This is a genomic window from Streptomyces sp. NPDC050145 (assembly GCF_044460245.1).
Lineage (GTDB): Bacteria > Actinomycetota > Actinomycetes > Streptomycetales > Streptomycetaceae > Streptomyces.
Window position 1 is genome coordinate 182,070 of record NZ_JBITJS010000001.1, and the last position, 26,212, is coordinate 208,281.

Genomic DNA, 26,212 nt, shown 5'->3' on the forward strand with positions numbered 1-26,212 from the left:
CATGGCCCTGTGGCGAACCGTGCGCGCGGTGCCGGGCTGGGCCCCGGCCCTGGCGCTCGGACTGCTGGTCCTCGTCCTGCCGTGGGCGGGCCTGGACTTCTCCACGACCCGTCAGGTCCAGCTCACCCTCATCCTCGCCCTCGTGGTGAGCGGGCTCAACCTCAGCCTCGGATACGCCGGTGAACTCGCCCTGGGGCAGGCCGCGATGTACGCCTCCGGCGCCTACGTCGCCGGTCTGCTCTCCAAGGCGGGCCACACCGACATCCTGCTCCAACTGCTGCTCGCGGGCCTCGGCGCGCTCGCGGTGGGCATCGTCACCGGCATCCCTGGGCTGCGGCTGGGCAGTTGGTCCCTCGCGATGACCTCGTTCTTCCTCGTCCTCCTGGTCCCCGACGTGCTGGCGGTCTTCCCCGGCGCGACCGGCGGGCGGAACGGCCTCAGCGGCATCCAGAGCCCCACCCTGTTCGGCTCCCTGCTCGACGGCACCGGCTTCTACCTCGTCATCGCCGTGGTCGCGATCCTCTGGTTCGCCGTGCTGCGCAACATCGTGACCTCCCGGCACGGCATCGCCCTGCGCGTCCTCAAGCAGAGCCCCGTCCTCGCCGCGTCCACCGGCATCTCGGTCTTCCGGATGAAACTCCTCGCCTACGCGCTCGGCGCCATCCCGGCGGGCCTCGCCGGCGCGCTCTTCGCCAACCTCGACCTGTACGTCTCCCCGGAGGCATTCTCCTTCGCCTTCGCCACCACCGTCCTGTCCGCATCCATCCTCGGCGGCTCCGCCAGCGTGTACGGAGCGCTGGTCGGCGCCGCCATCATGCAGTTCGGGCCCAACCAGTCCTCGGGCTTCCAGCAGTACGCGCTCGTCTTCACCGGCGCCTTCCTCGTCATCGGCGGCGTCCTCCTCACCGGCGGACTCGCCCGCGTCTTCCGCGTGCTCGCCGCCCGACTCGACCGGCTCGACCGGAAGGCCGAGCACGCCGAGAGCGCCGTCGGGGCGGACGAGGGACCCGCACCGGAGCTCCCCCCGTTCCAGGGGGCGACCCTCGCGATCCGAAACGTGTCCAAGGCGTTCGGCGGCAACCAGGCCCTGAAGGACGTCTCGCTCGACGCCCGCCCCGGCACCGTGACCGCGCTGATCGGACCCAACGGCTCCGGCAAGACCACACTCCTGAACATGGTGTGCGGCTTCTACCGCACCGACGCGGGCGAGATCACCCTCGACGGCACCGCCCTGCACGGGCTCCCGTCCGACGGGGTCGCGCGCGCCGGAGTCGCCCGCACCTTCCAGACGCCGAACATCCCCGCGGGAGTCACCGTCCTCGAAGCGGTGGCGTCGGGCCGGTACACCGGACACCGCGCCTCCGTCCTCGCGGCCGTGCTGCGCACCCCACGGTTCCGGCGGGTGCGCCGCGAGGACCTGGAGGAGGCGGAGCGGATGCTCGCGCTGGTGGGCCTCGGCCATCTGCGCGACGCCGAGGCCGTGTCGCTGCCCCTGGGCATGCGCCGGCTCCTCGAGGTGGCCCGCGCCCTGATCGACGCACCGGGCGTGCTCCTCCTTGACGAGGCGGCGTCCGGCCTCGACGAGCACGAGGTCGAGCGGCTCGCCGCGCTGATCCGGCAGATCCGGGACGCCGGCGGAACCGTCGTCCTCGTCGAGCACAACTTCCGGCTGGTCCTCTCCCTCGCCGACGACATCGCCGTCCTCGCCCACGGGCAACTCATCACCACCGGCCCGCCGGAGGAGATCGAGCGCGACCCGCGCGTCCTCAGCGAGTACCTCGGCGTGGAACCCGCCACCACCTCGGGGGAGACCTCATGACGACACAACAGCCCGGCGAACCGATCCTTCGGGTGAGCGGACTCGGCACCGGCTACGGCGACCTCCGGGTCGTCTGGGACGTCTCCTTCGAGGTCTGGCCGGGACAGCTCACCGTCCTGCTCGGCCGCAACGGCGCGGGCAAGACCACCACGCTGCGCGCCGTCTCCGGCCTCAACAAGGCGATCGCGGGCCGCGTCGAACTCGCCGGCCGGGACATCACGAAGGCCGCCGCGCACACCCGCGTGAAGCGGGGCATGGCCTATGTCCAGGAAGGCAAGCGCGTCTTCCACGCGCTCACGGTCGAGCAGAACCTGCTGCTCGGCGGCTACACCCGCCGTCTCAAACGGCCCGCGCTGCGCGAGGAGGCGGAGCGGATGTACGAGCTCTTCCCCGTCCTCGGAGACAAGCGGGCGCTGCTCGCCGGCACCATGTCCGGCGGCCAGCAGCAGATGCTCGCCATCGCGCAGGCCCTCATGGCCGGACCGAAGCTCCTCATGCTCGACGAGCCGTCCGGTGGCCTGGCCCCCGTGATCGTCAACGAGGTCATGGACACCGTCGGCCGGCTGAAGGAGACCGGCATCGGCATCCTGCTCGTCGAACAGGCCGTCGAGGCGTCCGTCGCCGTCGCCGACCACGTGGCCGTCCTCGACATGGGCCGCGTCGTCCTGTCCTCGCCCGCCGATGAGGTGGACGACCTCCAGGACGCCTACTTCGGCAGGACCCCGTCACCGGGAACACCCGCTCCGGGCTCCTGAAGCCGCCGCCCGCCGCACCCCGTCCCGGCCCCCGCCGAGCACCGTCGGCGGGGGCCGGGGCGTGCCGCGCTCCGGTGTGGCAAGCTGCGCTTACCGGGGGTAGTAGTGACGGATCGTTGGCGGATCGAGCAATTGCTTGGTGGGGGAACGTCCCCCTGCCAGGAGGGACGGACGACATGGCGGCAGGGCGGTCCGGGCAGCCGGCGAGCACACGGCGCGGATCCAGGGCCGGCGGCAACAGCGGCTCGCGGCGCCGGGGCGAACTCCTCGGCATCGCCGCGGAAATGTTCGCCACGCGCGGCTACGCCCAGACGACCGTCCGGGACATCGCCGACGAGGCGGGCATCCTGTCGGGCAGCCTCTACCACCACTTCAGCTCCAAGGAGGAGATGCTCGACGAGATCCTCCGCGAGTTCCTCGACCCGCTCCTCGAACGATTCATCGCGATCGAGCAGCAGGGGGAGAACCCGGAGCAGGTGCTCGACGAGCTCGTCCGCCACTCCTTCGCGGCCATCCACGACTCACCCGTCGCGGTGGCGCTCTACCAGAACGAACTGACCATGTTCAGCAGCCGGCCCGGCTTCGAGTACGTCGGCCGGACCGGCAAGAAGATCGAGAAGATCTGGCTCTCCGTGCTCAAGGCGGGCCAGAAGTCCGGGGTGTTCCGCCCCGACGTCGACGTGAACCTCACCTACCGCTTCATCCGCGACGCGATCTGGTCCACCGTCCGCTGGTACCGCCCGCGCGGCACGTACCGGCACGAGGCGGTCGCGGTGCAGTTCCTCCTGGTCCTCCACGGAGGCCTCCACACCGCGTAGTCCGGCCCCCGGTCGCGCGGACCCGGCCGCTCACTGGCTGGCGTATCCGCCGTCCACCAGGAACTCCGCGCCCGTCGAGTAACTCGCCTCGTCCGACAGCAGGTAGAGGACCATGTTGGCGACCTCCTCCGGCGCGGCCTGGCGCTGGATCGGCTGGTGCTTCACCGACTCGTGCGAGCGCTCCGAGTCCGCCGTCATGTCCGTCGCCACCATGCCGGGATGCACCGAGTTCACGCGGATGCCGTACGGCGCGAACTCCTGCGCCGCTGCCTTCGTCATCCCGCGCACGGCCCACTTCGAGGCGACGTAACTGATGATGTACGGGAAGCCGATGACGCCGCCCAGCGAGGAGATGTTCACGATCGAGCCGCCGCCGGCCGCCCGCATCGAGGCCAGCACCGTCTTCATGCCGAGGAAGACACCGACCTCGTTGACGTCGATCACCCGGCGGTAGTCCGCCTCCGACAGCTCCTCGACGGGGCAGCGGTGCACGACACCCGCGTTGTTCACCAGCCCCGTCACCTCGCCGAACGCCTCCCGCGCACGGGCCACCGCCGCGCCCCACGACGCCTCGCTCGTCACGTCCAGCTCGGTGAACAGGGCGTTCTCCACACCCAGTTCCGCCGCGAGCGCCTCGCCCTCCTTCACCAGGATGTCGCCGACCACCACCTTGGCGCCCTCCGCGACGAGGCGCCGCGCGAACGCCGCGCCCATGCCGCGCGCGCCGCCCGTCACCACGACCACCTTGCCGTCCGCCCGTGCGTTCATCCTGTGCCCTCCGTACCCGTCGACGGCCGTCTGCCGTGTGCGGCGTGATGCTCGCAGCGGACCCCGCCCCCGCGCCCGGCCCCCGTCCCGGTCACCGGAACACGCGCTCCCCGCGGCGCCGCGCCGACAGCTGAGAGGGTGATTCTCACAGTGTGAGAAGGGGGTGTGCGCGGGGCCCTCCCGTGCGGCACGGTCGTGGTCCCAGGCCGAGGGAGGCTCCGTGGCACCGTCCGTCCCCGAGCGCGCGGAGCGTACCGGCACGTCGTCGGCAGGCTCCTTCCAGCGCGGACTCAACGTACTCATCACCGTGGCCGAGTCCGGCGAGGCCCGGGTGGAGAAGATCGCCGCCGACGTCGGCATCCCCGTCAGCACCGTCTACCGGTACCTGCGCACCCTGCGCGACATGGAACTGGTGGAGGAGCGCGGCGGCACCTACGCACCCGGCTGGCGCCTCCTGGAGATCTCCGGTCAGCACCTCACCCACACCCGCCTCGTCGAACTGGGCCAGGGCGTGCTCGAGGAACTCACCGAGACCACCGGCGAGACGGCCGTCCTCACCGTCCGCGTCGGCACCCAGGCCATGTGCCTGCGCCAGACCCAGTCGGCCCAGCCGCTGCGCATGGCCTTCCGCATCAACCAACTGCTGCCGCTCTACGCGGGAGCCGGCCAGCGCGTCCTGCTGGCCCACGCCCCGCGCACCGTCATCGACCACGTGCTCCAGCAGCCACTACGCAGCATCACCCCGCGCACCCTCGGCCGCGCCCAGCTCGCGGGCGAGATCGAGCAGATCCGCCGGCGCGGCTTCCTCGTCACCCGCGGCGAGCTCAACGAGGGCGCCGTCGCCGTGGCGGTGCCCGTCGTCGCCGGGGGAGAGGTGCTGTGCGCGCTGACCGTGGCCGGACCGGAGAACCGGTGCGGCTCGGACTGGCGCCGGCACGCCCGCGGCCGGCTCCAGGCGGCCGGGCTGCGGCTCGGCGAGATCCTGGAGCACCGCGCCGGCCCGCCGCCCACCGGCTGAGCGGCGGCCCCGCCCGGCCTCAGGCCGGGGTGATCCGCACCGGCAGGCTCTTCCAGCCCCGCAGCGTGTTGTGCAGGAACGGCACCGGCTCGCCCGCGAGCTCCACCGTGCGGACCCGCCGGGCCAGCTCGCTGAACAGCACGTCCATCTCCAGGCGGGAGATCGGCTGCCCCACGCACTGGTGGATACCGATGCCGAACGCCAGGTGCCCGGACGCGTCCCGCTCGATCCGGTACGCGTCGGCGTCCTCCCCGAACCTGCGCGGGTCCCGGTTCGCGGCGCCCATGAATAGCGCGACCTTCGTGTCCTCCTCGAGGCGCACCCCGTCGATCACCGTCTCGCGCGCCGTCGTACGGAAGAACGACTGGAACGGGGACTCGAAGCGCAGCGCCTCGTCGATCGCGAACCGCGCCAGGGACGGGTTCTCGTGCAGCGCCGCCCACTCCGCGGGGTTGGTGACCAGGCACTTCATGGTGTTGCCGATGGACAGCACCGTCGTGTCCAGGCCCGCCGACAGCAGCGCGCGCACCAGCCGCGTCGCCTCGTCCGGGCTGATCACACCCTGGTCCGCGTACTCCCAGATCTTGGCGCCGAGCCCGTCCGGAGTCAGGTTCTCGCGGGCGCAGTTGCTCATCACCCACTCCACGGTCCCCTCGCCGGCGGCGAAGTAGGCGTCGTAGCGGGCGTCCTCCGGGCCGAACGCGGAGAAGTTCATCGCGCCGTGCGGCAGCAGGTTCTCGGCGCGCCCCTCGCGGGGGATGCCGACCGCGTTGCCGAACACCTCGATCGGGAACAGCTCGGCGAGGTCCGTGATCGCGTCGAACTCCCGCTCGTCCAGGACCCGGTCCACGAGCTCCACCGCGAACTTCTGGAACGCGGCCCGCAGCACCCGCACGTTGCGCGGCGAGATCACCCCGGCCATCGTCGTGCGCAGCGGGGTGTGCATCGGCGGGTCCGAGTCCAGGATGCCCGCGGGGCGCCACGGCGGCTGCTGGTGGTAGTTGCGCGGCCCGACCCCGGCCCCGGAGATGAACGTCTCGTGGTCGGCCAGGATCTGCCGGCACTCCTCGAACCGGGTGAAGGCGTGCACCCCGTACTTCTCCAGCCACACCGCGGGTCCGGCGTCGCGCATACGGGCGAACAGCGGATACGGATCGGTCAGGCTGGCGTCGTCGTACGGGTCGTCCAGGACGGAAGTGACGACGTGGCCGGCGGTCCCGGTCATGGGGCCCCCTTCGGATCGGTACGGGTGGACGTGCCGAACCGTAGGCGCGTAGCGGACGCCCGGGACACGGCCGTTATCACCTGCTGAGAACCACCGTTGCCGCACCCCGGCCGACGTCAGCACGATGCGGGTGTTCGGGGCGCCGGAAGACGCGCCCCGCGGACGGCGAGTGCGGAGACGGAGGAGCCATGTCGGCGCAGCAGTTCGTGACCGTCAAGGTCGAGGAGGTGACGCGGGAGGCGGAGGATGTCGTCTCCTACGTCCTGGCGTCGCGCGACGGCCGGGTCCTCCCGGCGTGGACCCCGGGGTCCCACATCGACGTCGTGCTCTCCCGCGACCTCGTCCGGCAGTACTCCCTCTCGTCGGGCCCCGACGAGGCGCGCTGGCGGATCGCGGTCCTGCGCGAACTCGAGGGACGCGGCGGATCCGCCCACCTCCACGACCGGGTCAAGGTGGGGGACCACCTGCTGGTGAGCACACCCCGCAACACCTTCCCGCTGGACCTCGCGGCCGACCGGCACGTCCTCGTCGCAGGCGGCATCGGGATCACGCCGCTCCTGCCGATGGCCGCCGCGCTGGAAGCCGCGGGCAAGCGGTGGACGCTGCTCTACCTGGGGCGCTCGGCGACCTCGATGGCCTTCGCGGACGAGCTGGCCGAGTACGGCGACAAGGTCGTCCTGCACCGCGACGACGAGTCCGGCGTCATCGACGTCGCCACCGCACTCGACCGCCTGGGAGCCGGGCACGCCGACCTGTACGCCTGCGGACCGGCCGGCCTGCTCGCCGCCGTCGAGGGCTACGCCGGGAACCGCCCCGGCAGCCGGCTCGTCCTTGAGCACTTCACCGCGGCCCCCGACGCCGCGGGACGCGCGGACGACCGCCCGTTCACCGTGGTGACCCGCGACGGCCGCGACATCACCGTGGGCGCGGACGAGTCGATCCTCGACGCGCTGTCCGCGGCCGGCGTACGGTCGCTCAGCTCCTGCCGGGAAGGCGTGTGCGGGACCTGCGAGACGGGCGTGCTCGAGGGCGCGCCGGACCACCGCGACCGCGTGCTCTCCGAGGAGGAGCGCGCCGCGGGCGACACGATGATGATCTGCGTCTCGCGGTGCCGCGGGGAGCGCCTGGTCCTCGACGTGTGAGGGCCGCGGGCCGCCGCCGTCGCGGCTGCCCATCATGAGAAGTGCCGCGACACCGTCGCGCGCGACGAGGTACGGAACCGACATCAGGAGGAAACCCATGACCGAGCCCCTGACCCTGGGCGAGGCGCCCGTCTCGCTCGACGACCTCGTCGCCGTCGCCCGCGACGGCCGGGAGGTCGTCGTCGGCGCCAAGGCCGTCGAGGCCATGCGCGCCAGCGAGCAGTGGGTCGGCTCGATCATCGAGGACATGCGCGCCGGGAAGCCCGTCGAGCCCATCTACAGCATCAACACCGGCTTCGGCTCCCTGGCCGGACGCCAGGCCTTCGACACCGTCGAGGACGCCGCCGAACTGTCCCGCCGGCTGATCGTCTCCAACGCCAGCGGCGTGGGCCGCCACCTCGACCACGAGGTCGTCCGCGCCTCCATGCTGATCCGCGCCGCGAGCCTCACCCGCGGCTACTCGGCCGTCCGCTCCGCACTGCCCGAGACCCTCGCGCGCATGCTCTCCGCGGGCGTCCACCCAGCCGTCCCCGAGTACGGCTCGCTCGGCGCCAGCGGCGACCTCATCCCGCTCGCCCACCTCGCGATCGTGCTGTCCCGCCCGGCCGGCGAGGACGCCGAGATCGACAGCGGCGAGGCGTTCTGGGACGGGGAACTCATGAGCGGCGTCGCCGCCATGAAGCACGCCGGGATCGAGCGGATCACCCTGCGCGCCAAGGAAGGACTCGCCCTCACCAACGGCACGTCCTTCTCCACCGCGCAGGTCGCCCTCGCCGTCGCCGACGCGGAGAACCTGCTCGCCACCGCCGAGATCACCGCCGCGATGTCCATCGAGGCCCTGATGGGCTTCGGCGACGCGTTCCTCCCCCAGATCCACGAGGCCCGCGGCCACCAGGGACAGATCGAGTCCGCCGCCCGCATCCGGCAGCTGCTGAGCGACAGCACCCTGATCGACGGCGACGTCGACCGCGACCCGACCCGCAGGCCGCCCCAGGACGCCTACTCGCTGCGCTGCACCCCGCAGGTCCTCGGCCCCGTCCGCGACACCCTGCGCTTCGTGCACGGCATCGTCGAGACCGAGATCAACGCGGCCACCGACAACCCCCTCGTCTTCCCGGACCTGCCCGCCGGCCGCTCCCTGAAGGCCGTCTCCGGCGGCAACTTCCACGCCGAGTACCTCGCCTTCGCCGCGGACTTCCTCTCCATCGCCGTCACCGAGATCGGCAGCATCGCCGAACGCCGGCTGTTCCGCCTCGACGACGGCTCGCTCAACCGCGGACTGCCCGACATGCTCGTCGCCAGCGAGAAGGTCGGCATGGACTGCGGCTACATGCTGCCGCAGTACCTGGCGGCCGCCCTGGTGTCGGACTGCAAGACGCTCGCCCACCCCGACAGCGTCGACTCCATCCCGACCTGCGCGAACCAGGAGGACCACGTCTCGATGGCGAACAACGCCGGCCGGCACGCCCGGCAGGTCGTCGCCAACATCGAGGCCGTCATCGGGATCGAGCTCCTCATGGCGGCGCAGGCACTCGAACTGCGCCTCGCCGAGCAGGACGCCGACCGCTCGGCGCTGTCCTCCGCGAGCCGGGCGGTCCTCGACATGCTGCGCTCGACCCGCTCCGCGGACGGCCGGCCCGTCGACCACATCACGCAGGACGTCGTCATGTACCCGAGGGTCCGCGCGGCCATCGACCTCGTGCACCGCGGCGCCGTCGTCGACGCCGTACGCACCGTGCACGCGCACGAGCCCGCCTGAGCAGGCGGCAGGCGGCAGGGGGCGGGTGAGGGGGCGGCGCGTGGTCGCCCCCTCACCCTGCGGCTGCTGATCACAGAGGGCCGGGCCGGCCTCCCGTGCTAGCCTTGTGCGTTTGTGGCCTCGCCGCGTCGCCGCTCCGTACGGGGCTCCGGCCGGCGGCCGCGTCCCCCGCCGCGCCTTCCTCGGTACGGTCCCTTCGGAGGAAGGCTCTCTGTGAGCGATTCAGCACGCGCCGACGCCCGGCAGCAGGACGACGTGCCCGCCGCGTCCTTCAGTGAACTGGGACTCCCGGCCGCGCTGCTGCGGACGCTCGACGAGCACGACGTGACGGTGCCCTTCCCCATCCAGGCGGCGACGCTGCCCAACGCCCTCGCGGGACGGGACGTCCTCGGCCGGGGCCGCACGGGCTCCGGCAAGACGCTCGCCTTCGGCCTCGCCATGCTCGCCCGGACCGCCGGCCGGCGCGCCCAGCCGAAGGAACCCCTCGCGCTCGTCCTGGTGCCCACCAGGGAGCTCGCCCAGCAGGTCGGCGAGGTGCTCACCCCGTACGCGGAGGCCCTGAACCTGCGGCTCGCGACCGTCGTCGGCGGCGTGTCCATCAGCCGGCAGATTGCCGCGCTGCGGGACGGCGCCGAGATCGTCGTCGCCACCCCGGGACGCCTGCACGACCTCATCGAGCGCAAGGGCTGCCGCCTCGGCCGGGTCCGCATCACGGTCCTGGACGAGGCCGACCAGATGTGCGACATGGGGTTCCTGCCCCAGGTCACCGAGATCCTCGACCAGGTACGGCCCGACGGGCAGCGGATGCTGTTCTCGGCGACCCTCGACGGCGACGTCGACCAGCTGGTGCGCGGCTACCTGAGCGACCCCACCGTCCACTCCGTGGACCCCTCGTCGAACGCGGTCTCCGGCATCGCGCACCACGTCTTCGTCGTGCACGGCCCCGACCGGTGGTCCGTCGCCACGGAGATCGCCGCCCGGGACGGCCGCGTCCTGCTGTTCCTCGACACCAAGCACGGCGTCGACCAGCTCACCCGGCACCTGCGGGCCAGCGGTGTGCCCGCCGCCGCCCTGCACAGCGGGAAGTCCCAGCCGCAGCGCAGCGCGACCCTGGCCCGGTTCAAGAACGGGCAGGTCACCGCGCTGGTGGCGACGAACGTCGCCGCGCGCGGCCTGCACGTGGACGACCTGGACCTCGTGGTCAACGTCGACCCGGCCACCGACCCGAAGGACTACCTGCACCGCGCGGGCCGCACCGCCCGGGCCGGCCGCACCGGCACCGTCGTGACCCTGGCCCTCTCGGGACAGCGCCGCGAGACGAGCCAGGTCATGGCGGACGCCGACGTCACCGCCAAGGTCACCAAGGTGCGGTCCGGCGAGGCGGAGCTGAGCCGGATCACCGGCGCCCGGGTCCCCTCCGGCACGCCCCTCGACGGCGGACCCTCGTCACGTCCCAAGAACCAGAACGCCCCGTTCCGCGGCATCGGCACCAGCAAGGACACCAAGGGCGGCGCCTCCGGCGCCAAGCCGTCCCGCAAGGGCAGCGAGGCCCGCAAACTCGCGGAGGCCCGCAAGGCGGCCCGGGTCCGACGCGGCGGCTGAGCCACCGCGCCGGGGGACATCGGTGCTCAGCGCTCAGCGCTCCGTACTCAGTGCTCGCAGAGCGAGAACTCCCGTTCGTAGAGCTGCTCGTTGTGCTCGGCGACGAAGAACTTGCGCTCCCGCATGAGCTCTTCGCGGTACTCCTTCGCCTGCTCCAGCGTCATCGTCGAGGTCTCGGACCACGGCTGCTGCGGCGGCACGTCGGAGGTCGACACGATCGTCTCCGACGGGTCGACCAGGAAGAACGCCAGTATCTTGCGGTGGCCCGGGCGGGTCGGGTCCGCGAGGCGGAACGCGTCGACGCGGTGCTGCAGGACGTTGGGGAACGCCAGGCAGCGGCCCGCCGGGGTCGCCGCCGAGCCCAGCAGCTGGTTCAGCGCGTCCTCGTCCTCCAGGCCGTAGACGTCCCGCACCCCGTTGTCGTCGTTCTGTTCGTAGTCCGGGTCGTCGAGCGCCGCCCGGAAGCCGAGCCGGCTCTCCGTGATGTTCTCGCTGTCCCAGTAGTAGATGCCCGTCGAGACGATCCGCTCGTTTAGCATCCCCTCGACGTGCCAGGAACCCCCGGCGTACTCGGGGTGGTCCGGGGTGAGGTGAATGGTGGCGAGCTTCGCTATGACCTGAAGCCGGCGACCACGCAGGCGGACTCGCCCGGACGCGTCCGGCAGCTCGGGCGGTGTGAAGACCGGGGCGTCGGGAACGACCGGGCGGCGGTTCTGCCACCAGTCGTCCTGGGCGACCTCCCAGAGCCGCATGGCCTCCTGGTACGCCTCCTGGTCCTCGCCGTAGGAGGCCTTGTCCGGATACTCCGGCTCCGAGTCGTACCACCCGAAGGGATCGGCCTCGATGCGCGGCGGCCGGGGATGACGCAGATCGGTGAGGACGTTCTCCCAGAGCGGGATCATCCGCGCGAACAACTCCGGCAGAACGGCGGCCAGTTCACGATGCCGCTCGGGATGCACGTTGTTCACGTAGGAGCGGAAGTCGGCACTGCCGTCCTCCGCGACATCGACGTCCGTGGGCAGCCACTGGAACTTCTCCGAGAACTCGTACTTCGCGTACCGGTCCGCCGGACGGTGCCAGGCCCGCTCCGGCGCGCCGCTCACGTCGCGCACGAGGCAGAACAGGGACGGATGCACCAGATCGAGCACCTGCCCGTCGGACCCGGGATGCCAGTCCTTCTCCGCGTCCGGCACCTCCTCCAGCACCCGCACCGCCGCGCGCAGCCGCGACCTCAACCCGTCGTCGACCAGCGCGTCCGACTGCCACACCCCGTCGACGCCCGACACCTCGATCCCGGTGCGCTCGTCCCGCAGCGCGGCGTAGTGCGCGAGCTCGGCGAGCACGTGATCGACCTGCGCCCGGGTGAGCCCCTGGGCGAGCGCCTCCTCGGTCCAGCGGGCGACGACACCGGCGTCGCGTATCTTCTCGAACCACCGCGCCTTCGCCCGGATGTGCGCGCTGCACCGCATCATCTCAAGCTCCCGCAGCGTGCGGGGTGTCGCGAAGGGCAGGGAACGGGACGTCTGAAAAGGCAACGGAAAAGCGGACTGGCCGGACAACTCTCTTGTTCCTCCCGCTCGGTGTGCGATGTCGGGAAGAGTACGGGGCGCCACTGACAACACCGCCGAGCCCGCTGTCCGGCGACCATCGTGCCATCAGCGGCGGGGAGTTACGGAGCGAGCATGTGGGACGGTCCCTTCTACCGGGTCAGGCGCGAGGGGTACGAGATCTGTTTCGTCCCCGGCGCGGGAGAGGACCTCGACGAGGTCGGGGTCAGGCCGTCCTGCTCCACCCCGCCGTGCCCGAGTACACGTCGATCAGGTCCACCACGAACACCAGCGTCGAGCCCGGCGGGATCAGTGGTGAAGGTGACTGTTTGCCGTAGCCGAGGCGTGGGGGAACGATGATCTCGCGTCGGCCGCCTACCCTCATGCCCTTCACCCCGCGGTCCCAGCCCTTGATGACCCGGCCGCTGCCCAGGGCGAACTTGAAGGGCTCACCCCGGTCCCAGGAGGCGTCGAACTCCTTGCCCGTGGCGAAGGTGACCCCGACGTAGTGGACCCGGACCACCATGCCCGGCTTCACCTCGGGGCCGTCCCCGACGACCAGGTCCCGGACGGTCAGCTCGGTGGGGGCGTCGCCCCCGGGAACGTCGACCTCGGGCTTGGTCGGTTCACTCATCGCGGCCTCGTCGCTCTCCGTAGGAAGTCTTCGGGGTCACGCTACGTCAGTCCGTTCAGGTGGGTCCCGACCAGTCGAAGGTGATCGTCTTGCTGGACTTGCCGGTGCGGTCCCAGGTGAAGCCGAACGCGTCGGCCTGATCGGTGACGGCGCGGCCCCAGGTGGCGAGCTGGCCGGGGCCGGTCTCGCAGCCGGGCAGGTTGGTCGACTGCACGCGGGCGCCGTCCGGGGTGGTCGGACCGGTGAGCGCCTCGGCACGGGCCTCGAGCTTCCCGGGAACACTGGCCCGCCAGGTGCCCAGGTCCTCGTCGATCTGCACGTCGATCGGCGCGAAGTCCATGCCCCGCACCTCGAAGGCCCCCATGGTCACCAACTGCTCGGGCCAGCTGCCGGCCTGACCGCTGAAGATCATCTGCAGGGCCTGTCGCTGCCCGTCGTCGGCTCGCTCGTCGAAGATGAACGCGGCGTACGAGTCCGAGTGCTCCGCCCAGACGTTGCCGACGAAGGAACCGAGCATCACCATGTTCAGGCCGTCCAGCCGGACGTCACCGTAGGCACCCTCGCGGATGTGCCACACCAGGATGCCTTCGCAGTCGCCGCTGGTCGGCGGCTGGGCGAACGAGCACGGGCACGGAATGCTGCACTTGCACACGTCGAACCAGTCGCCCGCCAGGCGCCAGGCCGGCACCGTCTCTGTCCCCGGGGTCATCGCTCCCACCTCACACAGCCATGGCCGCGGGGCGTAGGAGCGGAGCGTGGACCCGGTGATCCGTGCTCGTCCGGCCCCCGGCGGCCGGAACGGTTCGATTCCCTTCCTCCCCTCCATCCTGCGCCCGGATCGCCGGCACATCCACCGGTGAGCGGCTCGCGGCGAACGGCTTGCCTTCTCCGGGATCCGTGCTGTGCTGGAAGGGTCCGAGAGGAGTGCGTCATGCATGCCTTTCAGCGGCTGGACACGAAGGGCGACCATCCGTTGCGGACGGGAGTGCTGCTGCCGGTCCGGGACCTCGCCGTGGCCTGGACGCTGATCATTCTGATCGCGGCCCTGGCCTGGGTGCTCACGGTGGGCCAGGCCAGGGACATGGGGGTCGAACCCGGCACCATGGGGATGGCACTGCCGCTGTTCCTCCTGCTGTGGCTGGCCATGATGGCGGCGATGATGCTGCCCTCCGTCGCCCCCGTCGCGCTGACCTGGGCCAAGGGCATCGGCCGCCAGTCCAGTGGTGCCGTACGGGCGCTGCGCACCACCGAGTTCCTCTGCGGGTACCTGCTGGTCTGGACGGCGTTCGGCCTCCTCGCGTACGGCGGCCTCGCGCTCACCGGCGACCTGGTCGACGGGAACCCGGATGCCGGGAAGTGGATCGGGGCGGCCGCCTTCGCGCTGGCCGGGCTGTACCAGTGGGGGCCGCTCAAGGACATCTGCCTGCGCCACTGCCGCAGCCCGATGGCACAGCTGATGCGTTACGCCTCGTACCGGCCGCGCCTGCGTGACCTGCGGGTGGGGCTGCATCACGGGGCGTACTGCCTCGGCTGCTGCTGGGCCCTGATGGTCGTCCTGATCCCGCTCGGCGTCATGAACATCGCGGCGATGGCGGCGGTCGCCGCGCTGATCTTCCTGGAGAAGCTCTGGTACCGGGGACCGCAGCTGGCCCGGGTGTCCGGCGTCGCGTTCCTGGTCCTGGCCGTACTGGCGCCCTTCCAGGACTGGCTGCTGCCGGGTCTGCAGGGCTCGATGACGATGCCGATGTGAGGCGGTCGGCCCGGCAGACGGTCACTCGTAACGGTTATTACATCTAGCCATCGCGAACATTGATGTGTAACTTCTGGAACGTCGGCGGAACGGATTCCGCCAGCTTCGGACGTCCGAGAGGGAACGACGTTGATGTACATCTCTGTGCCCCGCCGCGGGGCGACCGTCGCGCTGGCCTGCACGGCTCTGGCGGCGGTCTCCGGCTGCGGCGCGAGTGGCGCCGGCGGTGGTGAGCCGGCGGGCGGGGGCAAGGTTGCCGGGGTCACGGTCACGCGGGACGCGGCGCTCCACGACGCCCTGCCCGAGCAGGTCAGGAAGGCGGGCGCCGTGCGGGTGGCCACGGACGTCCCGTACCCCCCGTTCGCCATGTTCGCCGCCGAGGGGAAGAGCGAACTGACCGGCCTGGACTACGACCTCGGCCAGGCCCTGGGCGCCAAGCTCGGCGTCAGGTTCGCCTTCACCCCGACCAAGTTCGACGGCATCGTGCCCGCCCTCCAGGCCGGCAAGTTCGACGCCGCCATGTCGGCGCTGACGGACAACAAGGAGCGGCAGAAGGTCGTCGACTTCGTCGACTACTCGCGCTCCGGCTCGGGCATCCTCGTGGCCGAGGGCAACCCGGCGAAGATCAGCACGCTCGACGGCCTCTGCGGCAGAAAGGTCGGCGTCCAGGCGGCGACCAACCAGCACAAGCTGCTCGAGGCCCATCAGGCCACCTGCCGGGCGGCCGGCCGGCAGGCAGCCGACATCCAGACCTTCCCCAAGGACTCGGACGCCCAACTCGCCCTGCGCTCCGGCAAGGTGATCGCCGAGGTCGTCACCAAACCCGCCGCCGGCTGGTCGGCCAAGACCGCCGACGGCGGCAAGGCCTTCGACCTGGCCGAGGACCCCGGGGCGCCGGCGGGCTACGGCGCCTCGCCCAACGGCATCGCCGTCGACCGGCGACTCCCGCAACTGACCGACGCCATCCAGAGGGCGCTCCAGGCCCTGATCGACGACGGCACCCTCACCAAGATCTGCGACAAGTACGGCGTCGCCTCCATCGCCGTGAAGGAAGCCACCAAGAACGCGGCGGTGGACTAGAGATGACCACCACCACCCACCTGGGCACACCTCACACCGGTCGGACCCCTGCACCCGACACCTTCGAGATCGTCCCCGTCCGCCACTGGGGACGTTGGATCTCCGCCGTGGCCGCCGTCGCCGCGCTGGCCGGCGTCATCGGCTCGCTCGCCAAGAACGGCAACGTGCACTGGGACGTCGTCGGCCACTACCTGTTCGCCGGCCTCATCTTCGACGGCCTGGCCACCACCCTGTGGCTGACCGCCGCCGCGATGACCCTCGGGCTCGTCCTCGGCACCCTGGTGGCCGTCATGCGGCTCTCCGACAACCCGGTCCTGTACGGCCTCTCGTCGCTGTTCGTCTGGATCTTCCGCGGCACCCCGCTGCTCGTACAGATCATCTTCTGGGGCTACGCCGGAGCCCTCTACCAGCACGTGATGATCGGCATCCCGTTCACCGGCGTCACCTTCTTCCAGGTCGACACCAACAGCCTGCTCACCCCGTCCGTCGCGGCCCTGCTCGCGCTCGGTCTGAACGAGGCCGCGTACGCCTCCGAGATCGTCCGCGCCGGGATCCGGTCCGTCGACCCGGGGCAGACCGAGGCGGCCCACTCGCTCGGCATGCGCCCGGCCCTCACCATGCGGCGGATCGTGCTGCCCCAGGCGATGCGGGTGATCATCCCGCCGCTGGGCAACGAGACGATCAACATGCTCAAGATGACCGCTCTCGTGTCGGTGATCGCGGCGCACGACCTGATGTCCAACATCCAGGACGTGTACGGGCAGAACTACCAGGTCATCCCGATGCTCGTGGTGGCGTCGATCTGGTACCTGGCCCTGGTCAGCGTCCTGAGCGTCCCGCAGGCGTGGCTCGAACGCCGCTACGGGCGCGGCACGGCCCGCGGCGCCGAGATCTCCCCCCTGCGACGCCTGTGCGCCGAACCCCTCACTGCTCTGCGCGGCCGTACACAGAAGGAGGCGGGCCGTTGAACGCGCCCATGGTGCACGCCGAGGGCGTGCGCAAACACTTCGGGAAGCTCCAGGTTCTCAAGGGCATCGACCTGACGGTCGAACGCGGCCAGGTGTGCTGCCTGTTGGGGCCCTCCGGATCCGGCAAGTCCACCTTCCTGCGGTGCATCAACCATCTGGAGAAGATCGACGGAGGCCGGCTCTCCGTCGACGGCGAACCGGTCGGCCACCGGCCGCAGGGCGCCCGCCTCCACGAGTTGCGCGAGCGCGAGGTCGCCGCCCGGCGCCGCGACATCGGCATGGTGTTCCAGCGGTTCAACCTCTTCCCGCACATGACCGCCCTGGAGAACGTCATGGAGGCGCCCGTCAAGGTCGCCGGTGCCACCAGGGGCCGGGCCCGCGACGAGGCGAGGGCCCTCCTCGACCAGGTGGGGCTCGCCGACCGGGAGGGCCACTACCCGGCCGAGCTCTCGGGCGGCCAGCAGCAGCGCGTCGCCATCGCCCGCGCCCTCGCCATGAAACCGAAACTGATGCTGTTCGACGAGCCGACGTCGGCGCTCGACCCCGAACTCGTCGGCGACGTCCTCGACGTCATGCGCCGGCTCGCGGACGACGGTATGACCATGGTCGTCGTCACGCACGAGATCGGCTTCGCCCGCGAAGTCGGTGACCTGGCCGTCTTCATGGACGAAGGCGTCGTCGTCGAATCCGGCGACCCCCGACAGGTCCTGGCCGAACCGGAGCAGGAGCGCACCCGCGCCTTCCTGTCGAAGGTCCTGTGAGCGCCCCGTCCCGGCAGCAGCCCCTCGACGAGGCACTGCTGTCCCTGTCCCACGCACACCAGGCCCGGTACCTGGAAGACCTGGCCGAACTCGTCGCGATCGACTCCGGCTCGTACAGCGCCGACGGCGTCGACCGGGTCGCCGACCTGGTCCGCGCCCACCTCGAGCGCCTCGACTTCTCCGTGGAGCGCGTCCCGCTGCCACCGGCCCACGGACACCGCACCGCAGACGCGCTCATCGGCCGTAAGGAGGGATGCCTCGCCGTCGCGGACGGAGGCCGCAGACTCCTGCTCGCCGCGCACATGGACACCGTCTTCGACGACGGGGCCGCCGCCGAACGTCCCTTCTCCCGCACCGGACCCCTCGCCCACGGACCCGGCGTCAGCGACGACAAGGGCGGCCTGGTCGCCGGCCTCGCAGCCCTCGAGATCCTCGCCACGGCGGGCATCGAGGACTACGCGGAGATCGTCTTCCTCGCCACACCCGACGAGGAGATCGGCTCACCCGCCAGCAGGCCGGTCACCCGGCGGGCGGCCGAAGGGGCGCACTACGCCCTCGCCCTCGAATGCGCCCGGGAGAACGGCGACCTGGTCATCGCGCGCAAGGGCGTCGCCGACTTCAGGCTCACCGTCACCGGCCGCGCCGCACACGCGGGCATCGAACCCGAGCGCGGAGCGAACGCGGCCCTGGCCGCCGCCCACCTCGTCATCGCGATCCAGGCGCTGAACGGCACGTGGGACGGCGTCACCCTCAACGTGGGCGTCGTGCGCGCGGGCAGCCGCTTCAACATTGTCTGCCCCGAGGCGGAACTCCTCGTCGAGATCCGCTCGGCCACGGACAGCGGCATGCGCGCGGCCACCGCCGCCCTCGAGCAGGCCGCCGCGCAGCCTGGCGTGCCCGGCACCCGGGTCACCGTCGAGGAGCTCGCGTCCTGCCCGCCGATGGAGGACACGGCCGCCTCCCGCCGGATGCTCGACCGGGCCCAGGCCATCGGCGTACGCCTGGGCCTGACCTTCGGAGCGACGGCGACGGGCGGTGTGGGGGACGCCAACACCATCGCCGGGACGGGAGTCCCGACCCTGGACGGCCTTGGACCGGTCGGTGGCGCCGACCACACCCCCGAGGAGTGGCTCGACGTCAGCTCGGTCCCAGCCAGGGTCGCTCTGCTCGCCCGACTCATCGCCGACCTCGGCGACAGCCGCGGGACCTGACGCGGCGGCGGCCGGGATCACGGCGGCGGTGATCGGCACTAGGCTCGGCACGCGGGCCGCACGCCCGCCCATGACCGAGAAAGGACCCCGCGATGGCCCCTGGCGCACTCGCCGACGTGATCCGGCACAAGCTGGGCGACCTCAGCCCGGCCGAGCGCAAGGTCGCCCGGGTCCTCCTGGTCAACTACCCCTCCGCCGGCTTCGAGACCGTCGCCGTCCTCGCCGACCGGGCGGGCGTCAGCGCCCCCACCGTCGTCCGCTTCGCCACCCGGCTCGGCTACCGCGGCTTCCCCGACTTCCAGACAGCGCTGCGCGAGGAACTCGACGAACGCAACGCCTCGCCCCTGTCCCTGTACGAATCCGCCGACCACACCCGCACCGACACAGCGCCGGGCGGCGAAGCGTCCCTGCTCGAACAGGGCAGCACCCTGTTCAGCTCCGCCGTCGCGCAGACTCTCACCGAACTCCCGCCGCACGACCTGGAGCAGGCCGTCGCACTCCTGGCCGACGGCAAACGGCGCATCACCCTGGCCGGTGGCCGCTTCACCCATCTCCTCGCCCAGTACCTCGGACTGCACCTCATGCAGTTGCGCGGCGACATCCGGCTCCTGCCCGCGGGCGACGTCGAGCGGACCGCGACGCTCGGCACGCTCACCCGCCGCGACGTCCTGGTCGTCTTCGACTACCGCCGCTACGAGCAGGACAAGGTCACCATGGCCCAACTCGCCGTCGAACAGGGCGCGAAGGTCATCCTGTTCACCGACCGATGGCTCTCCCCGGTCGCCGCGCACGCCGACGTCGTCCTCCCGAGCCTGGTCACGACGCCGTCACCGTACGACAGCCTCGTCCCCACCCTCGCCGTGGTCGAGACCGTCGTCGCCGGAGCCGTCACGGCCCTCGGCGACGACGCCCCCGCACGCCTGCGGCACACCGAGGAGATCGCGCAACGCCTCGGACTGCAGTGACCCGGCTCAGCCGCGCTGCGTGCGGATGAGGTCGCGGTACCAGGCGAAGGACGCCTTCGGGGTGCGGACCTGAGTGTCGTGGTCGACATGCACGAGGCCGAAGCGCTGGTGGAAGCCCTCGGCCCATTCGAAGTTGTCGATCAGGGTCCAGGTGAAGTAGCCGCGCACGTCCACGCCTTGGGCCACGGCGGCGTCGACGGCCTGGAGGTGAGTGTCCAGGTAGTCGATGCGATCGAGGTCCGGGACGGTGCCGTCCGCGGCGACGACGTCCACGGACGAGCAGCCGTTCTCCGTGATGTAGACGGGCGGAAGGGCCGGGTACCGCTCCTTGAGGCCGACGAGCAGTTCCCGCAGACCGTCGGGGACGACGGGCCAGTCGAAGGCGGTGCGCCGGAAGCCCTCGATGGGGGCCTCCTCGAAGGGCAGCCCTTCGGACGTCGGTGCCTTGATCCGGGACGGGTTGTAGTAGTTGACGCCGAGCGCGTCCAAGGGGGCCGAGATCAGTTCGAGGTCACCGTCCTGGACGGAGCCGCCCAGGGTGGCGTCCGCGCCGAAGGCGGAGAGGTCGGGGTAGGTGCCCGTGAAGAGCGGGTCGTTGAACATGCGGTTGTGGAGGGAGTCGTAGGCGTCGGCGGCGGCGATGTCGGCGGCCGCGTCCGAGGCGGGCCAGACCGGGGTGCAGTTGTTGGCGATCATCACCTGGAGGCCGCGTGCCCGCAGCTCCCTCGACGCCAGGCCGTGGCCGAGGAGTTGGTGGTGGGCGACCGGGAGGCAGTCCAGGAAGAGGGCGCGGCCCGGTGCGTGGGTGCCGAGGCCGTAGCCCCAGACCGTGTGGATGAACGGCTCGTTGAGCGTGATCCACTTCTGGACCCGGTCGCCGAGCCGGTCGGCCATGAGGGCGGCGTACTCGGCGAAGCGGTGAGCGGTGTCGCGGTTCATCCAGCCGCCCTCGTCCTCCAGGGCCTGCGGGAGGTCCCAGTGGTAGAGCGTCGGGACGGGTTCGACGCCGCGGGCGAGGAGGCCGTCGACCAGGCGGTCGTAGAAGTCCAGGCCCTTGGCGTTGACTTCGCCCCTGCCGGTCGGCAGGACGCGGGACCAGGCGATCGAGAAGCGGTAGCCGGTGAGGCCCGCCTCGGCCATGAGGTCGAGGTCCTCCTCGTAGCGGTGGTAGTGGTCGCAGGCCACGTCACCGGTGTGCCCGTCGCGGACGGTGCCCGGCCGGGCGGTGAAGGTGTCCCACACCGAGGGCCCGCGGCCGTCCTCCTCGGTGGCGCCCTCGATCTGGTACGACGCCGTCGAGGCGCCCCAGACGAAATCGGCGGGGAGATGGTTCAGTGTCACGGCGGACCTCCTGGAACATGGAACGTGGATCAAGATCTCGGCACGAGTGCGAGTACGAGTACGGGTACGGGTACGGATGTGGGTGCGCGGCACCGGACGGCGGTCCGGTACCTGGCTCAGCGGACGCTCCTGACCTTCCAGACCATGGCCGCGCCCAGGACGGACACCCCCGCGGAGCAGAGGAACAGCGAGCGGTAGCCGCCCAGACTGCCGAGCACGACCGAGGCGATGGGCGGAACGAGGACGTACGGCAGGGAGGTCATGAGGTTGGCGAGGGCCATGTCCTTGCTGCGGTCCGCCGAGGCGGGCAGCACCTCGGTGATCAGCGCGGTGTCGACGGACAGGTACACGCCGTAGCCCAGGCCCAGGACGACGGCCGCGACCAGCGTCATCGTCCACGTGGGCGACAGCGCGAGGGGGATCGCGGCGACGGCCATCGTGAGGCCGCCGAGGAAGACCGGCATCCGCCGTCTGCCGAGCTTGTCGGAGAGCCACCCGCCGAGCACGACCGTCGCGACCGTGGCCAGACAGTTGACGCCGATCACGATGAGGAGGCCGTCGTCGATCGACTGGCCGGGGAACAACTGCTCGTAGTGCAGTACGTCGTCCAGGAAGTACGGCAGGTAGAGCGTGCCGAGGCCGTATCCGAGACCCATGGCGAACCGGGAGCTCATCGCCCAGACGAAGTCGGGGTGCTCACGCGGGCTGATCCGGTACCCCTCCAGGAAGGCGCGCAGCGAGAACGGCTCGCGGTGCCCAGCGGGAAGCGGCGGATCCTTCAAGGTGATCGCGAACAGCAGGATCAGCAGCGGCAGGGCGGCCAGCAGCAAGTACTTGGCGGAGAAGGCCGTGACGAGGCCGATCAGCAGTCCGCCCGCGATCAGACCGCCGGCCTGCGGGGCCGTGGCCCAGCCGAGGACCACGCCCCGCTGGCCGGCCGGAACCTGGTCGGGCACGACCGGGGAGAGTCCGGCACCGATGATCATGCAGGCGGCGGACAGCGCGAAGGAGCCGATCGCGACGCCGACGACCGTCGTCTGGAGCCCGAGGAAGACCAGCACCGCCATGTAGATCAGGGAGCCGACGGCCATCCACGGCCGGCGCCGGCCGAACCGGCCGGTAGTGCGGTCGCTGAGGGCGCCGGCCAGCGGCGCGAGGACGATTCCCGAGATCGCGCCCATGACGCTGACCCAGGCGTAACTGCCCACCTTGCCCGCCGGATCGATCTCCGCGATCTGCTCGGGCATCAGGAGCGTGGTCGGCACCAGCATCGGGATGAACAGGCCGACATTGCCGAGGACGTAGAGGGTGATCCAGCCGCGGCCGACCGGGTGGACGGGCTCGGCGAGGGAGTCCGATCGCACGGGCGGCATCGGCCGCTCCGGCTGCTCGGGATGCTCGGGCCGCTCGGGGGCGAGGCTCATCGGGGCAGTCTCCTGAGATGGACGAGCTCGCTCGTCCAGTCGAAGGGCAGCAACGGCGGCAGGCCGTGGCCGAGCAGGACGGCGCCCGCGTGGACGGCGCCGGTGGTCTCGTCCCGGTAGTGGGCATCGGGGTCGAGGCCCTTCAGCCGGGTGCGGGCGACCGACCGGGCGGACGCGGACGGCTGGAACTGGAAGACGACGACCTCGTCCTCCGTGAGGTACTGCACCGCGTCGTGCTCCAGGCGGTACTGGACGCCGCCGTGCACCACGGGCCGGATCCGCTTGTACTGCTCGACGAGCATCCGGGACCAGGCGAGGTCCTCCTCGCTCCACTTCCTGAGGTCGCCGCCGATGCCCATCGCCCCGGCCATCGAGACATGGAAGCGGTACCGGATCGAGGTCGCGCGGGCGGTGAAGGCGTGCGGGCTGTCGGTGACCCAGGCGCCCATGGTCCGGGCCGGAAGGAGCTGACTGTGACCGTGCTGGATGGAGATGCGCTCCACAGCGTCGGTGTTGTCCGAGGTCCACACCTGGTCGGCGCGGGCCAGGACACCGAGGTCGGCCCGGCCCCCGCCGCCCGCGCAGGACTCCAGGTACAGGCCGGGGCGGGCGGCGCGCAGCCGGTCCATCACCTCGTAGACCCCGCGGGTGTGCTCGATCCAGACCCGGTCGGGGTCGGTGGCCCCGGGCTGACCGGCCTCGCTGAAGGGCCGGTTCATGTCCCATTTGAGGAAGGCCACGTCCAGTTCGGTGACGGTCCTGACCAGCCACTCCACCGCCCACTCCCGGACGTCGCGGCGCGCGAAGTTCAGAACGTGCTGATTGCGGCGCTGCGTACGGGCGCGGCCTTCCTGGTGGAGGATCCAGTCGGGGTGCGTACGGAAGAGATCGCTGTCGGGGTTGACCGCCTCGGGTTCCACCCACAGGCCGAATCCCATACCGAGCGCGCGGACGTGATCCGCGAGCGGGCCGAGGCCGTTCGGGAAGCGTTCGGGGCTCGGCCACCAGTCGCCGAGCCCGGCCCGGTCGCTGGTGCGGGCGCCGAACCAGGCGTCGTCCACGACGAAGACCTCGACGCCGACCCCCGCGGCCAGCTCGGCCAGCTCCCGCTGTTGCTGCTCGCCGATGTCGAACTCGGTGGCTTCCCACGAGTTGAAGATCAGGGGGCGTTCGGCGGGACGGGCGGGGAGCACCTGACGTTCGACGTAGGCGTGCCAGCGGCGGCTGGTGCCGCCGAAGCCGTCGGGGGCGTAGAGGCCGGTGAAGACGGGAGTCTCCAGACGCTCACCGGCGCCGAGCTTCCAGACCAGCCCCTCGTGTCCGAATCCGCCGGTCCAGGAGGCGCGGCCGTAGGGGTCGCGGCGCAGGGTGATCCGGCGGCTGCCGCTCCAGGCCAGGGCCGCGCTCCAGACCTCGCCGTGCTCCTCGCCGGCGTCGTGCGCGTCGAGCATCAGCCAGGGTCCGGCGTGCGGGCCCGTGATGCCGAGGCGGCTGGTGAACACGGTCTCGCCGACGGGCACCCGGTCGCGCCGGAGCTGGAACTCCCGGGCCCATTCGCCCATCACATGGCTGACCCGGTAGTCGTCGCGGGCGGGCAGCGTCCAGGCGGCGGAGTCGAACCGCAGGACGTCCACTGGTTCGCCCGCGCTGAGGACGGCCCAGCGCTCGATCTGGTCATGGCCGTCCCGGACCCGGTAGTTGAGGTCGAGATCGAGGGAGCGGACCCGGTCGGTGAAGGAGAGCGTGAGCAGGTCCCCCTCGCCGGTGCGCGCGACCATGTGCGAGACGAACCGCCACTCGAAGCCGCGCACGCCGTCCTCGAAGCGGACGGTCAGGGACGGTGCCCCGAACCGCAGACCGCCCTCCACCCCGTACTCCTCCCCGCCGGGATCGTCGCCGCCCGGGTCCTCGGCGGGCAGGTCGTCCGCGACCGCGACGGCCTGCTCCAGGCTCAGCGGGCGGCCCCAGTGCACGTGCCGGGGCACGTCGTGGGCGTCCAGCCGGAAGGCGTAGGAGGTGCCGGGGGTGCTCAGAAGCCAGAGGCGGGCTTCGGGGTGATGACTGATCACGTGGTTCCTCAAATATGAGTCCGGCTCATGTTCTGCCCCGTACGGTAAGCAGTCGAGCGCGCGCTGCCAAGCCCCTGGCGCCCCCAAAAAACCGGTCGGGGCCGACCGGATCAGGAGAACTGATCCGGCCGGCCCCGACGTGTTCGGAACCAGGCTGGTGGGGTGGCGGTCTCGCCGGGTTCAGGGCGCGGTCGGCGTCGTCGCGGGTCCCTGACCGGCGACGAGGGTCCAGGCGTCGACGTCCTGGTAGCGCCGCGGGCCGGAGTGGCCCCTCACTGTGCTGCCGACCAGGTGGAGGCGTTCGGTCCGCCAGGGGCGCCCGGTGAAGCCGTCGAGGCAGGCGGCCGCCGCGGCGATCGACGTGCTGTCGTTGCGGCGGGCGCGGGCCAGCGTGAGGTGGGGGCGCAGCGGCCGCTCGACGAAGGCGACGCCGCAGTGCCTGACCCGCGCCCGCACGGCCTCGGCCAGCTCGTGCAGGGGATCGAGATCGCCCCCGATGCCGCTCCACAGCACCCGCTCGTCGAAGTGCCCGCCACCGACCAGTGACAGTTCGAGAGCGGGGCGGGCGGCGGCCAGGTCGGCAAGGGGTGCACGCAGCCGCTGAACGGACCGCACCGGCAACTCGCCCAGGAAGGCCAGGGTGATGTGCCAGTCCTCGATGCGGTTCCAGCGCAGCTCCGGGTGGGCGGCGTAGGCCGGGCTCAGCGCGCGGGCCAGCTCGTCCTTCGCGTCGTCGGGTGGTGCCAGGGCGATGAACGCGTGCTGGGTGGCGGTCTGCGGTGCTTCCTTCACGGATGCCTTCCTACCTCATGCGCCGGCGATACCGGACACCTATTTCGCTACGGCCGTTGCGTAAAGGCTGGAGCCGTCGTACGGTGTATTTACGAAACGGTCGTAGCGGAATGGTGAGGGAGACGGACGTGGCGCAACGGGGACGGCCTCGTGACGCGGAGACGGATGAGCGGATCCTGCGGGCGGCGCTGGAGCAGCTCTTGGCGCACGGCTATGGCGGCTTCGTCGTCGACAAGGTCGCGGAGCAGGCCGGAGTGGCCAAGACGACGCTGTACCGGCGTTGGCCCACCAAGGACCACCTGGCGGTCGAGGTGATCGCCCGGATGCAGGACGACGTGGCGGTCCCCGACACCGGGGATGTCCGTGCCGATCTGACCGACTACGTGGAGCAGATCGCCCTGGGGCTCAACCGGATGCGGCGGGCCGGACGGCAGGGCGCGGCGGACGACTCCTCGGCCGGGCTGGTCGCCGAGCTGGTCGCGGCGGCTGCCCGGCATCCCGACATCGGCGGCCTGGTGCGGGCCGTGTTCGCCCGCCGCAACGAGCTCGTTCTGGGACTGATCGACCGGGCGCGGCAGCGCGGCGCCCTCCGCCCCGACACCGACCCCGGCGTGCTGTTCGACCAGCTCGCCGGCGCCCTGTACTACCGGCTCCTCGTCACCGGACAGCCGATCGACCGCAGTTACGCCGAACGCCTAGTGACCGGCGCCCTCGACGGCGCCCTTCCTGCCAGGGAGAGCTGATGACCGTGTTGACGGAAACAA

At 71.4% G+C, this 26,212-nt stretch carries 23 protein-coding genes; 14 read left to right on the forward strand and 9 right to left on the reverse strand.

The annotated features are described in order from the left end of the window. Position 1 precedes the first annotated feature (1 nt). From ACIBTU_RS00880 to ACIBTU_RS00890, 3 genes are all read left to right on the forward strand, one after another. Positions 2 to 1,819 carry an ATP-binding cassette domain-containing protein gene (locus tag ACIBTU_RS00880; RefSeq protein WP_399123720.1) on the forward strand — a complete coding sequence of 606 codons (1,818 nt, stop codon included), beginning with the start codon at positions 2 to 4 and terminating at the stop codon, positions 1,817 to 1,819. Next, positions 1,816 to 2,574, forward strand: a complete 759-nt coding sequence (locus ACIBTU_RS00885; RefSeq protein ID WP_399123721.1) for an ABC transporter ATP-binding protein — start codon at positions 1,816 to 1,818, stop codon at positions 2,572 to 2,574. The genes ACIBTU_RS00880 and ACIBTU_RS00885 overlap by 4 nt, the downstream gene beginning before the upstream one ends. 176 nt (positions 2,575 to 2,750) lie before the next feature. Next, positions 2,751 to 3,392, forward strand: coding sequence for a TetR/AcrR family transcriptional regulator (locus tag ACIBTU_RS00890; protein ID WP_399123722.1), 642 nt, complete (start codon positions 2,751 to 2,753; stop codon positions 3,390 to 3,392). A gap of 30 nt (positions 3,393 to 3,422) precedes the next feature. On the opposite strand, the gene ACIBTU_RS00895 is transcribed toward ACIBTU_RS00890, so the two are convergent. After that, entirely contained in the window at positions 3,423 to 4,160 is a 738-nt protein-coding gene (locus tag ACIBTU_RS00895) for a glucose 1-dehydrogenase (protein WP_399123723.1), read from the reverse strand. A 220-nt stretch (positions 4,161 to 4,380) separates the two neighbouring features. On the opposite strand from ACIBTU_RS00895, the gene ACIBTU_RS00900 reads away from it, so the two are divergent. After that, positions 4,381 to 5,178, forward strand: coding sequence for an IclR family transcriptional regulator (locus tag ACIBTU_RS00900; RefSeq protein ID WP_399123724.1), 798 nt, complete (start codon positions 4,381 to 4,383; stop codon positions 5,176 to 5,178). A 19-nt stretch (positions 5,179 to 5,197) separates the two neighbouring features. Here ACIBTU_RS00900 and ACIBTU_RS00905 read toward each other — a convergent pair whose 3' ends face one another. Beyond that, positions 5,198 to 6,403 (reverse strand): cytochrome P450, encoded by a 1,206-nt coding sequence (locus ACIBTU_RS00905; protein ID WP_399123725.1) that lies wholly within the window; start codon positions 6,401 to 6,403, stop codon positions 5,198 to 5,200. Positions 6,404 to 6,591: 188 nt separating this feature from the next. On the opposite strand from ACIBTU_RS00905, the gene ACIBTU_RS00910 reads away from it, so the two are divergent. From ACIBTU_RS00910 to ACIBTU_RS00920, 3 genes are all read left to right on the forward strand, one after another. Further along, complete coding sequence (locus tag ACIBTU_RS00910; protein ID WP_399123726.1) at positions 6,592 to 7,545, forward strand: PDR/VanB family oxidoreductase; 954 nt, start codon at positions 6,592 to 6,594, stop codon at positions 7,543 to 7,545. Between the two features lie 97 nt (positions 7,546 to 7,642). Continuing rightward, positions 7,643 to 9,304 carry a histidine ammonia-lyase gene (gene hutH / locus ACIBTU_RS00915; protein WP_399123727.1) on the forward strand — a complete coding sequence of 554 codons (1,662 nt, stop codon included), beginning with the start codon at positions 7,643 to 7,645 and terminating at the stop codon, positions 9,302 to 9,304. A gap of 255 nt (positions 9,305 to 9,559) precedes the next feature. Next, positions 9,560 to 10,906, forward strand: coding sequence for a DEAD/DEAH box helicase (locus tag ACIBTU_RS00920; RefSeq protein ID WP_399124212.1), 1,347 nt, complete (start codon positions 9,560 to 9,562; stop codon positions 10,904 to 10,906). Positions 10,907 to 10,953: 47 nt separating this feature from the next. Here the strand turns inward: ACIBTU_RS00920 and ACIBTU_RS00925 are convergent, their stop codons facing one another. From ACIBTU_RS00925 to ACIBTU_RS00935, 3 genes are all read right to left on the reverse strand, one after another. After that, positions 10,954 to 12,465 (reverse strand): DUF4246 domain-containing protein, encoded by a 1,512-nt coding sequence (locus tag ACIBTU_RS00925; RefSeq protein WP_399123728.1) that lies wholly within the window; start codon positions 12,463 to 12,465, stop codon positions 10,954 to 10,956. Between the two features lie 214 nt (positions 12,466 to 12,679). Next, a complete protein-coding gene (locus ACIBTU_RS00930) occupies positions 12,680 to 13,087 on the reverse strand; it encodes an FKBP-type peptidyl-prolyl cis-trans isomerase (protein ID WP_399123729.1) in 408 nt (135 codons plus the stop codon). A 55-nt stretch (positions 13,088 to 13,142) separates the two neighbouring features. Beyond that, positions 13,143 to 13,796, reverse strand: coding sequence for a DUF1326 domain-containing protein (locus ACIBTU_RS00935; RefSeq protein ID WP_399123730.1), 654 nt, complete (start codon positions 13,794 to 13,796; stop codon positions 13,143 to 13,145). 222 nt (positions 13,797 to 14,018) lie between these two features. Here ACIBTU_RS00935 and ACIBTU_RS00940 point away from each other — a divergent pair, with 222 nt between their 5' ends. The 6 genes from ACIBTU_RS00940 (at position 14,019) to ACIBTU_RS00965 (ending at position 19,822) form a co-directional block, all read left to right on the forward strand. Beyond that, a complete protein-coding gene (locus ACIBTU_RS00940) occupies positions 14,019 to 14,837 on the forward strand; it encodes a DUF2182 domain-containing protein (protein ID WP_399123731.1) in 819 nt (272 codons plus the stop codon). Positions 14,838 to 14,969: 132 nt separating this feature from the next. After that, positions 14,970 to 15,917, forward strand: coding sequence for an ABC transporter substrate-binding protein (locus ACIBTU_RS00945; RefSeq protein WP_399123732.1), 948 nt, complete (start codon positions 14,970 to 14,972; stop codon positions 15,915 to 15,917). Between the two features lie 2 nt (positions 15,918 to 15,919). Beyond that, positions 15,920 to 16,885 (forward strand): amino acid ABC transporter permease, encoded by a 966-nt coding sequence (locus ACIBTU_RS00950; RefSeq protein ID WP_399123733.1) that lies wholly within the window; start codon positions 15,920 to 15,922, stop codon positions 16,883 to 16,885. Between the two features lie 8 nt (positions 16,886 to 16,893). Continuing rightward, the gene (locus ACIBTU_RS00955; protein ID WP_399124213.1) at positions 16,894 to 17,646 is read left to right on the forward strand and encodes an amino acid ABC transporter ATP-binding protein; all 753 of its coding nucleotides are present in this window, start codon (positions 16,894 to 16,896) and stop codon (positions 17,644 to 17,646) included. Next, positions 17,643 to 18,857 carry a M20 family metallopeptidase gene (locus ACIBTU_RS00960; RefSeq protein WP_399123734.1) on the forward strand — a complete coding sequence of 405 codons (1,215 nt, stop codon included), beginning with the start codon at positions 17,643 to 17,645 and terminating at the stop codon, positions 18,855 to 18,857. The genes ACIBTU_RS00955 and ACIBTU_RS00960 overlap by 4 nt, the downstream gene beginning before the upstream one ends. 92 nt (positions 18,858 to 18,949) lie before the next feature. Beyond that, the gene (locus ACIBTU_RS00965) at positions 18,950 to 19,822 is read left to right on the forward strand and encodes a MurR/RpiR family transcriptional regulator (RefSeq protein WP_399123735.1); all 873 of its coding nucleotides are present in this window, start codon (positions 18,950 to 18,952) and stop codon (positions 19,820 to 19,822) included. A 6-nt stretch (positions 19,823 to 19,828) separates the two neighbouring features. Here the strand turns inward: ACIBTU_RS00965 and ACIBTU_RS00970 are convergent, their stop codons facing one another. The 4 genes from ACIBTU_RS00970 to thpR form a co-directional block, all read right to left on the reverse strand. After that, positions 19,829 to 21,163, reverse strand: coding sequence for a GH1 family beta-glucosidase (locus ACIBTU_RS00970; RefSeq protein ID WP_399123736.1), 1,335 nt, complete (start codon positions 21,161 to 21,163; stop codon positions 19,829 to 19,831). A 116-nt stretch (positions 21,164 to 21,279) separates the two neighbouring features. Next, positions 21,280 to 22,587 (reverse strand): MFS transporter, encoded by a 1,308-nt coding sequence (locus ACIBTU_RS00975; RefSeq protein ID WP_399123737.1) that lies wholly within the window; start codon positions 22,585 to 22,587, stop codon positions 21,280 to 21,282. Then, positions 22,584 to 24,656 (reverse strand): alpha-galactosidase, encoded by a 2,073-nt coding sequence (locus ACIBTU_RS00980; protein WP_399123738.1) that lies wholly within the window; start codon positions 24,654 to 24,656, stop codon positions 22,584 to 22,586. Before ACIBTU_RS00980 ends, ACIBTU_RS00975 begins: the two co-directional genes overlap by 4 nt. 180 nt (positions 24,657 to 24,836) lie before the next feature. Then, entirely contained in the window at positions 24,837 to 25,448 is a 612-nt protein-coding gene (gene thpR, locus ACIBTU_RS00985) for an RNA 2',3'-cyclic phosphodiesterase (protein WP_399123739.1), read from the reverse strand. Positions 25,449 to 25,576: 128 nt separating this feature from the next. On the opposite strand from thpR, the gene ACIBTU_RS00990 reads away from it, so the two are divergent. Then, a complete protein-coding gene (locus ACIBTU_RS00990) occupies positions 25,577 to 26,191 on the forward strand; it encodes a TetR/AcrR family transcriptional regulator (protein ID WP_399123740.1) in 615 nt (204 codons plus the stop codon). Positions 26,192 to 26,212 lie beyond the last annotated feature (21 nt).

Excerpts from the sequence above, each read along its gene's own strand:
- ACIBTU_RS00950 (WP_399123733.1), top strand. The coding sequence starts at position 15,920 with ATGACCACCACCACCCACCTGGGCACACCTCACACCGGTCGGACCCCT.
- ACIBTU_RS00930 (WP_399123729.1), bottom strand. The coding sequence starts at position 13,087 with ATGAGTGAACCGACCAAGCCCGAGGTCGACGTTCCCGGGGGCGACGCC.
- ACIBTU_RS00965 (WP_399123735.1), top strand. The coding sequence starts at position 18,950 with ATGGCCCCTGGCGCACTCGCCGACGTGATCCGGCACAAGCTGGGCGAC.
- ACIBTU_RS00880 (WP_399123720.1), top strand. The coding sequence starts at position 2 with ATGGCCCTGTGGCGAACCGTGCGCGCGGTGCCGGGCTGGGCCCCGGCC.
- ACIBTU_RS00935 (WP_399123730.1), bottom strand. The coding sequence starts at position 13,796 with ATGACCCCGGGGACAGAGACGGTGCCGGCCTGGCGCCTGGCGGGCGAC.
- ACIBTU_RS00945 (WP_399123732.1), top strand. The coding sequence starts at position 14,970 with ATGTACATCTCTGTGCCCCGCCGCGGGGCGACCGTCGCGCTGGCCTGC.
- ACIBTU_RS00910 (WP_399123726.1), top strand. The coding sequence starts at position 6,592 with ATGTCGGCGCAGCAGTTCGTGACCGTCAAGGTCGAGGAGGTGACGCGG.
- ACIBTU_RS00890 (WP_399123722.1), top strand. The coding sequence starts at position 2,751 with ATGGCGGCAGGGCGGTCCGGGCAGCCGGCGAGCACACGGCGCGGATCC.
- ACIBTU_RS00940 (WP_399123731.1), top strand. The coding sequence starts at position 14,019 with ATGCATGCCTTTCAGCGGCTGGACACGAAGGGCGACCATCCGTTGCGG.
- ACIBTU_RS00905 (WP_399123725.1), bottom strand. The coding sequence starts at position 6,403 with ATGACCGGGACCGCCGGCCACGTCGTCACTTCCGTCCTGGACGACCCG.
- hutH (WP_399123727.1), top strand. The coding sequence starts at position 7,643 with ATGACCGAGCCCCTGACCCTGGGCGAGGCGCCCGTCTCGCTCGACGAC.
- ACIBTU_RS00955 (WP_399124213.1), top strand. The coding sequence starts at position 16,894 with ATGGTGCACGCCGAGGGCGTGCGCAAACACTTCGGGAAGCTCCAGGTT.
- ACIBTU_RS00885 (WP_399123721.1), top strand. The coding sequence starts at position 1,816 with ATGACGACACAACAGCCCGGCGAACCGATCCTTCGGGTGAGCGGACTC.
- ACIBTU_RS00895 (WP_399123723.1), bottom strand. The coding sequence starts at position 4,160 with ATGAACGCACGGGCGGACGGCAAGGTGGTCGTGGTGACGGGCGGCGCG.
- ACIBTU_RS00975 (WP_399123737.1), bottom strand. The coding sequence starts at position 22,587 with ATGAGCCTCGCCCCCGAGCGGCCCGAGCATCCCGAGCAGCCGGAGCGG.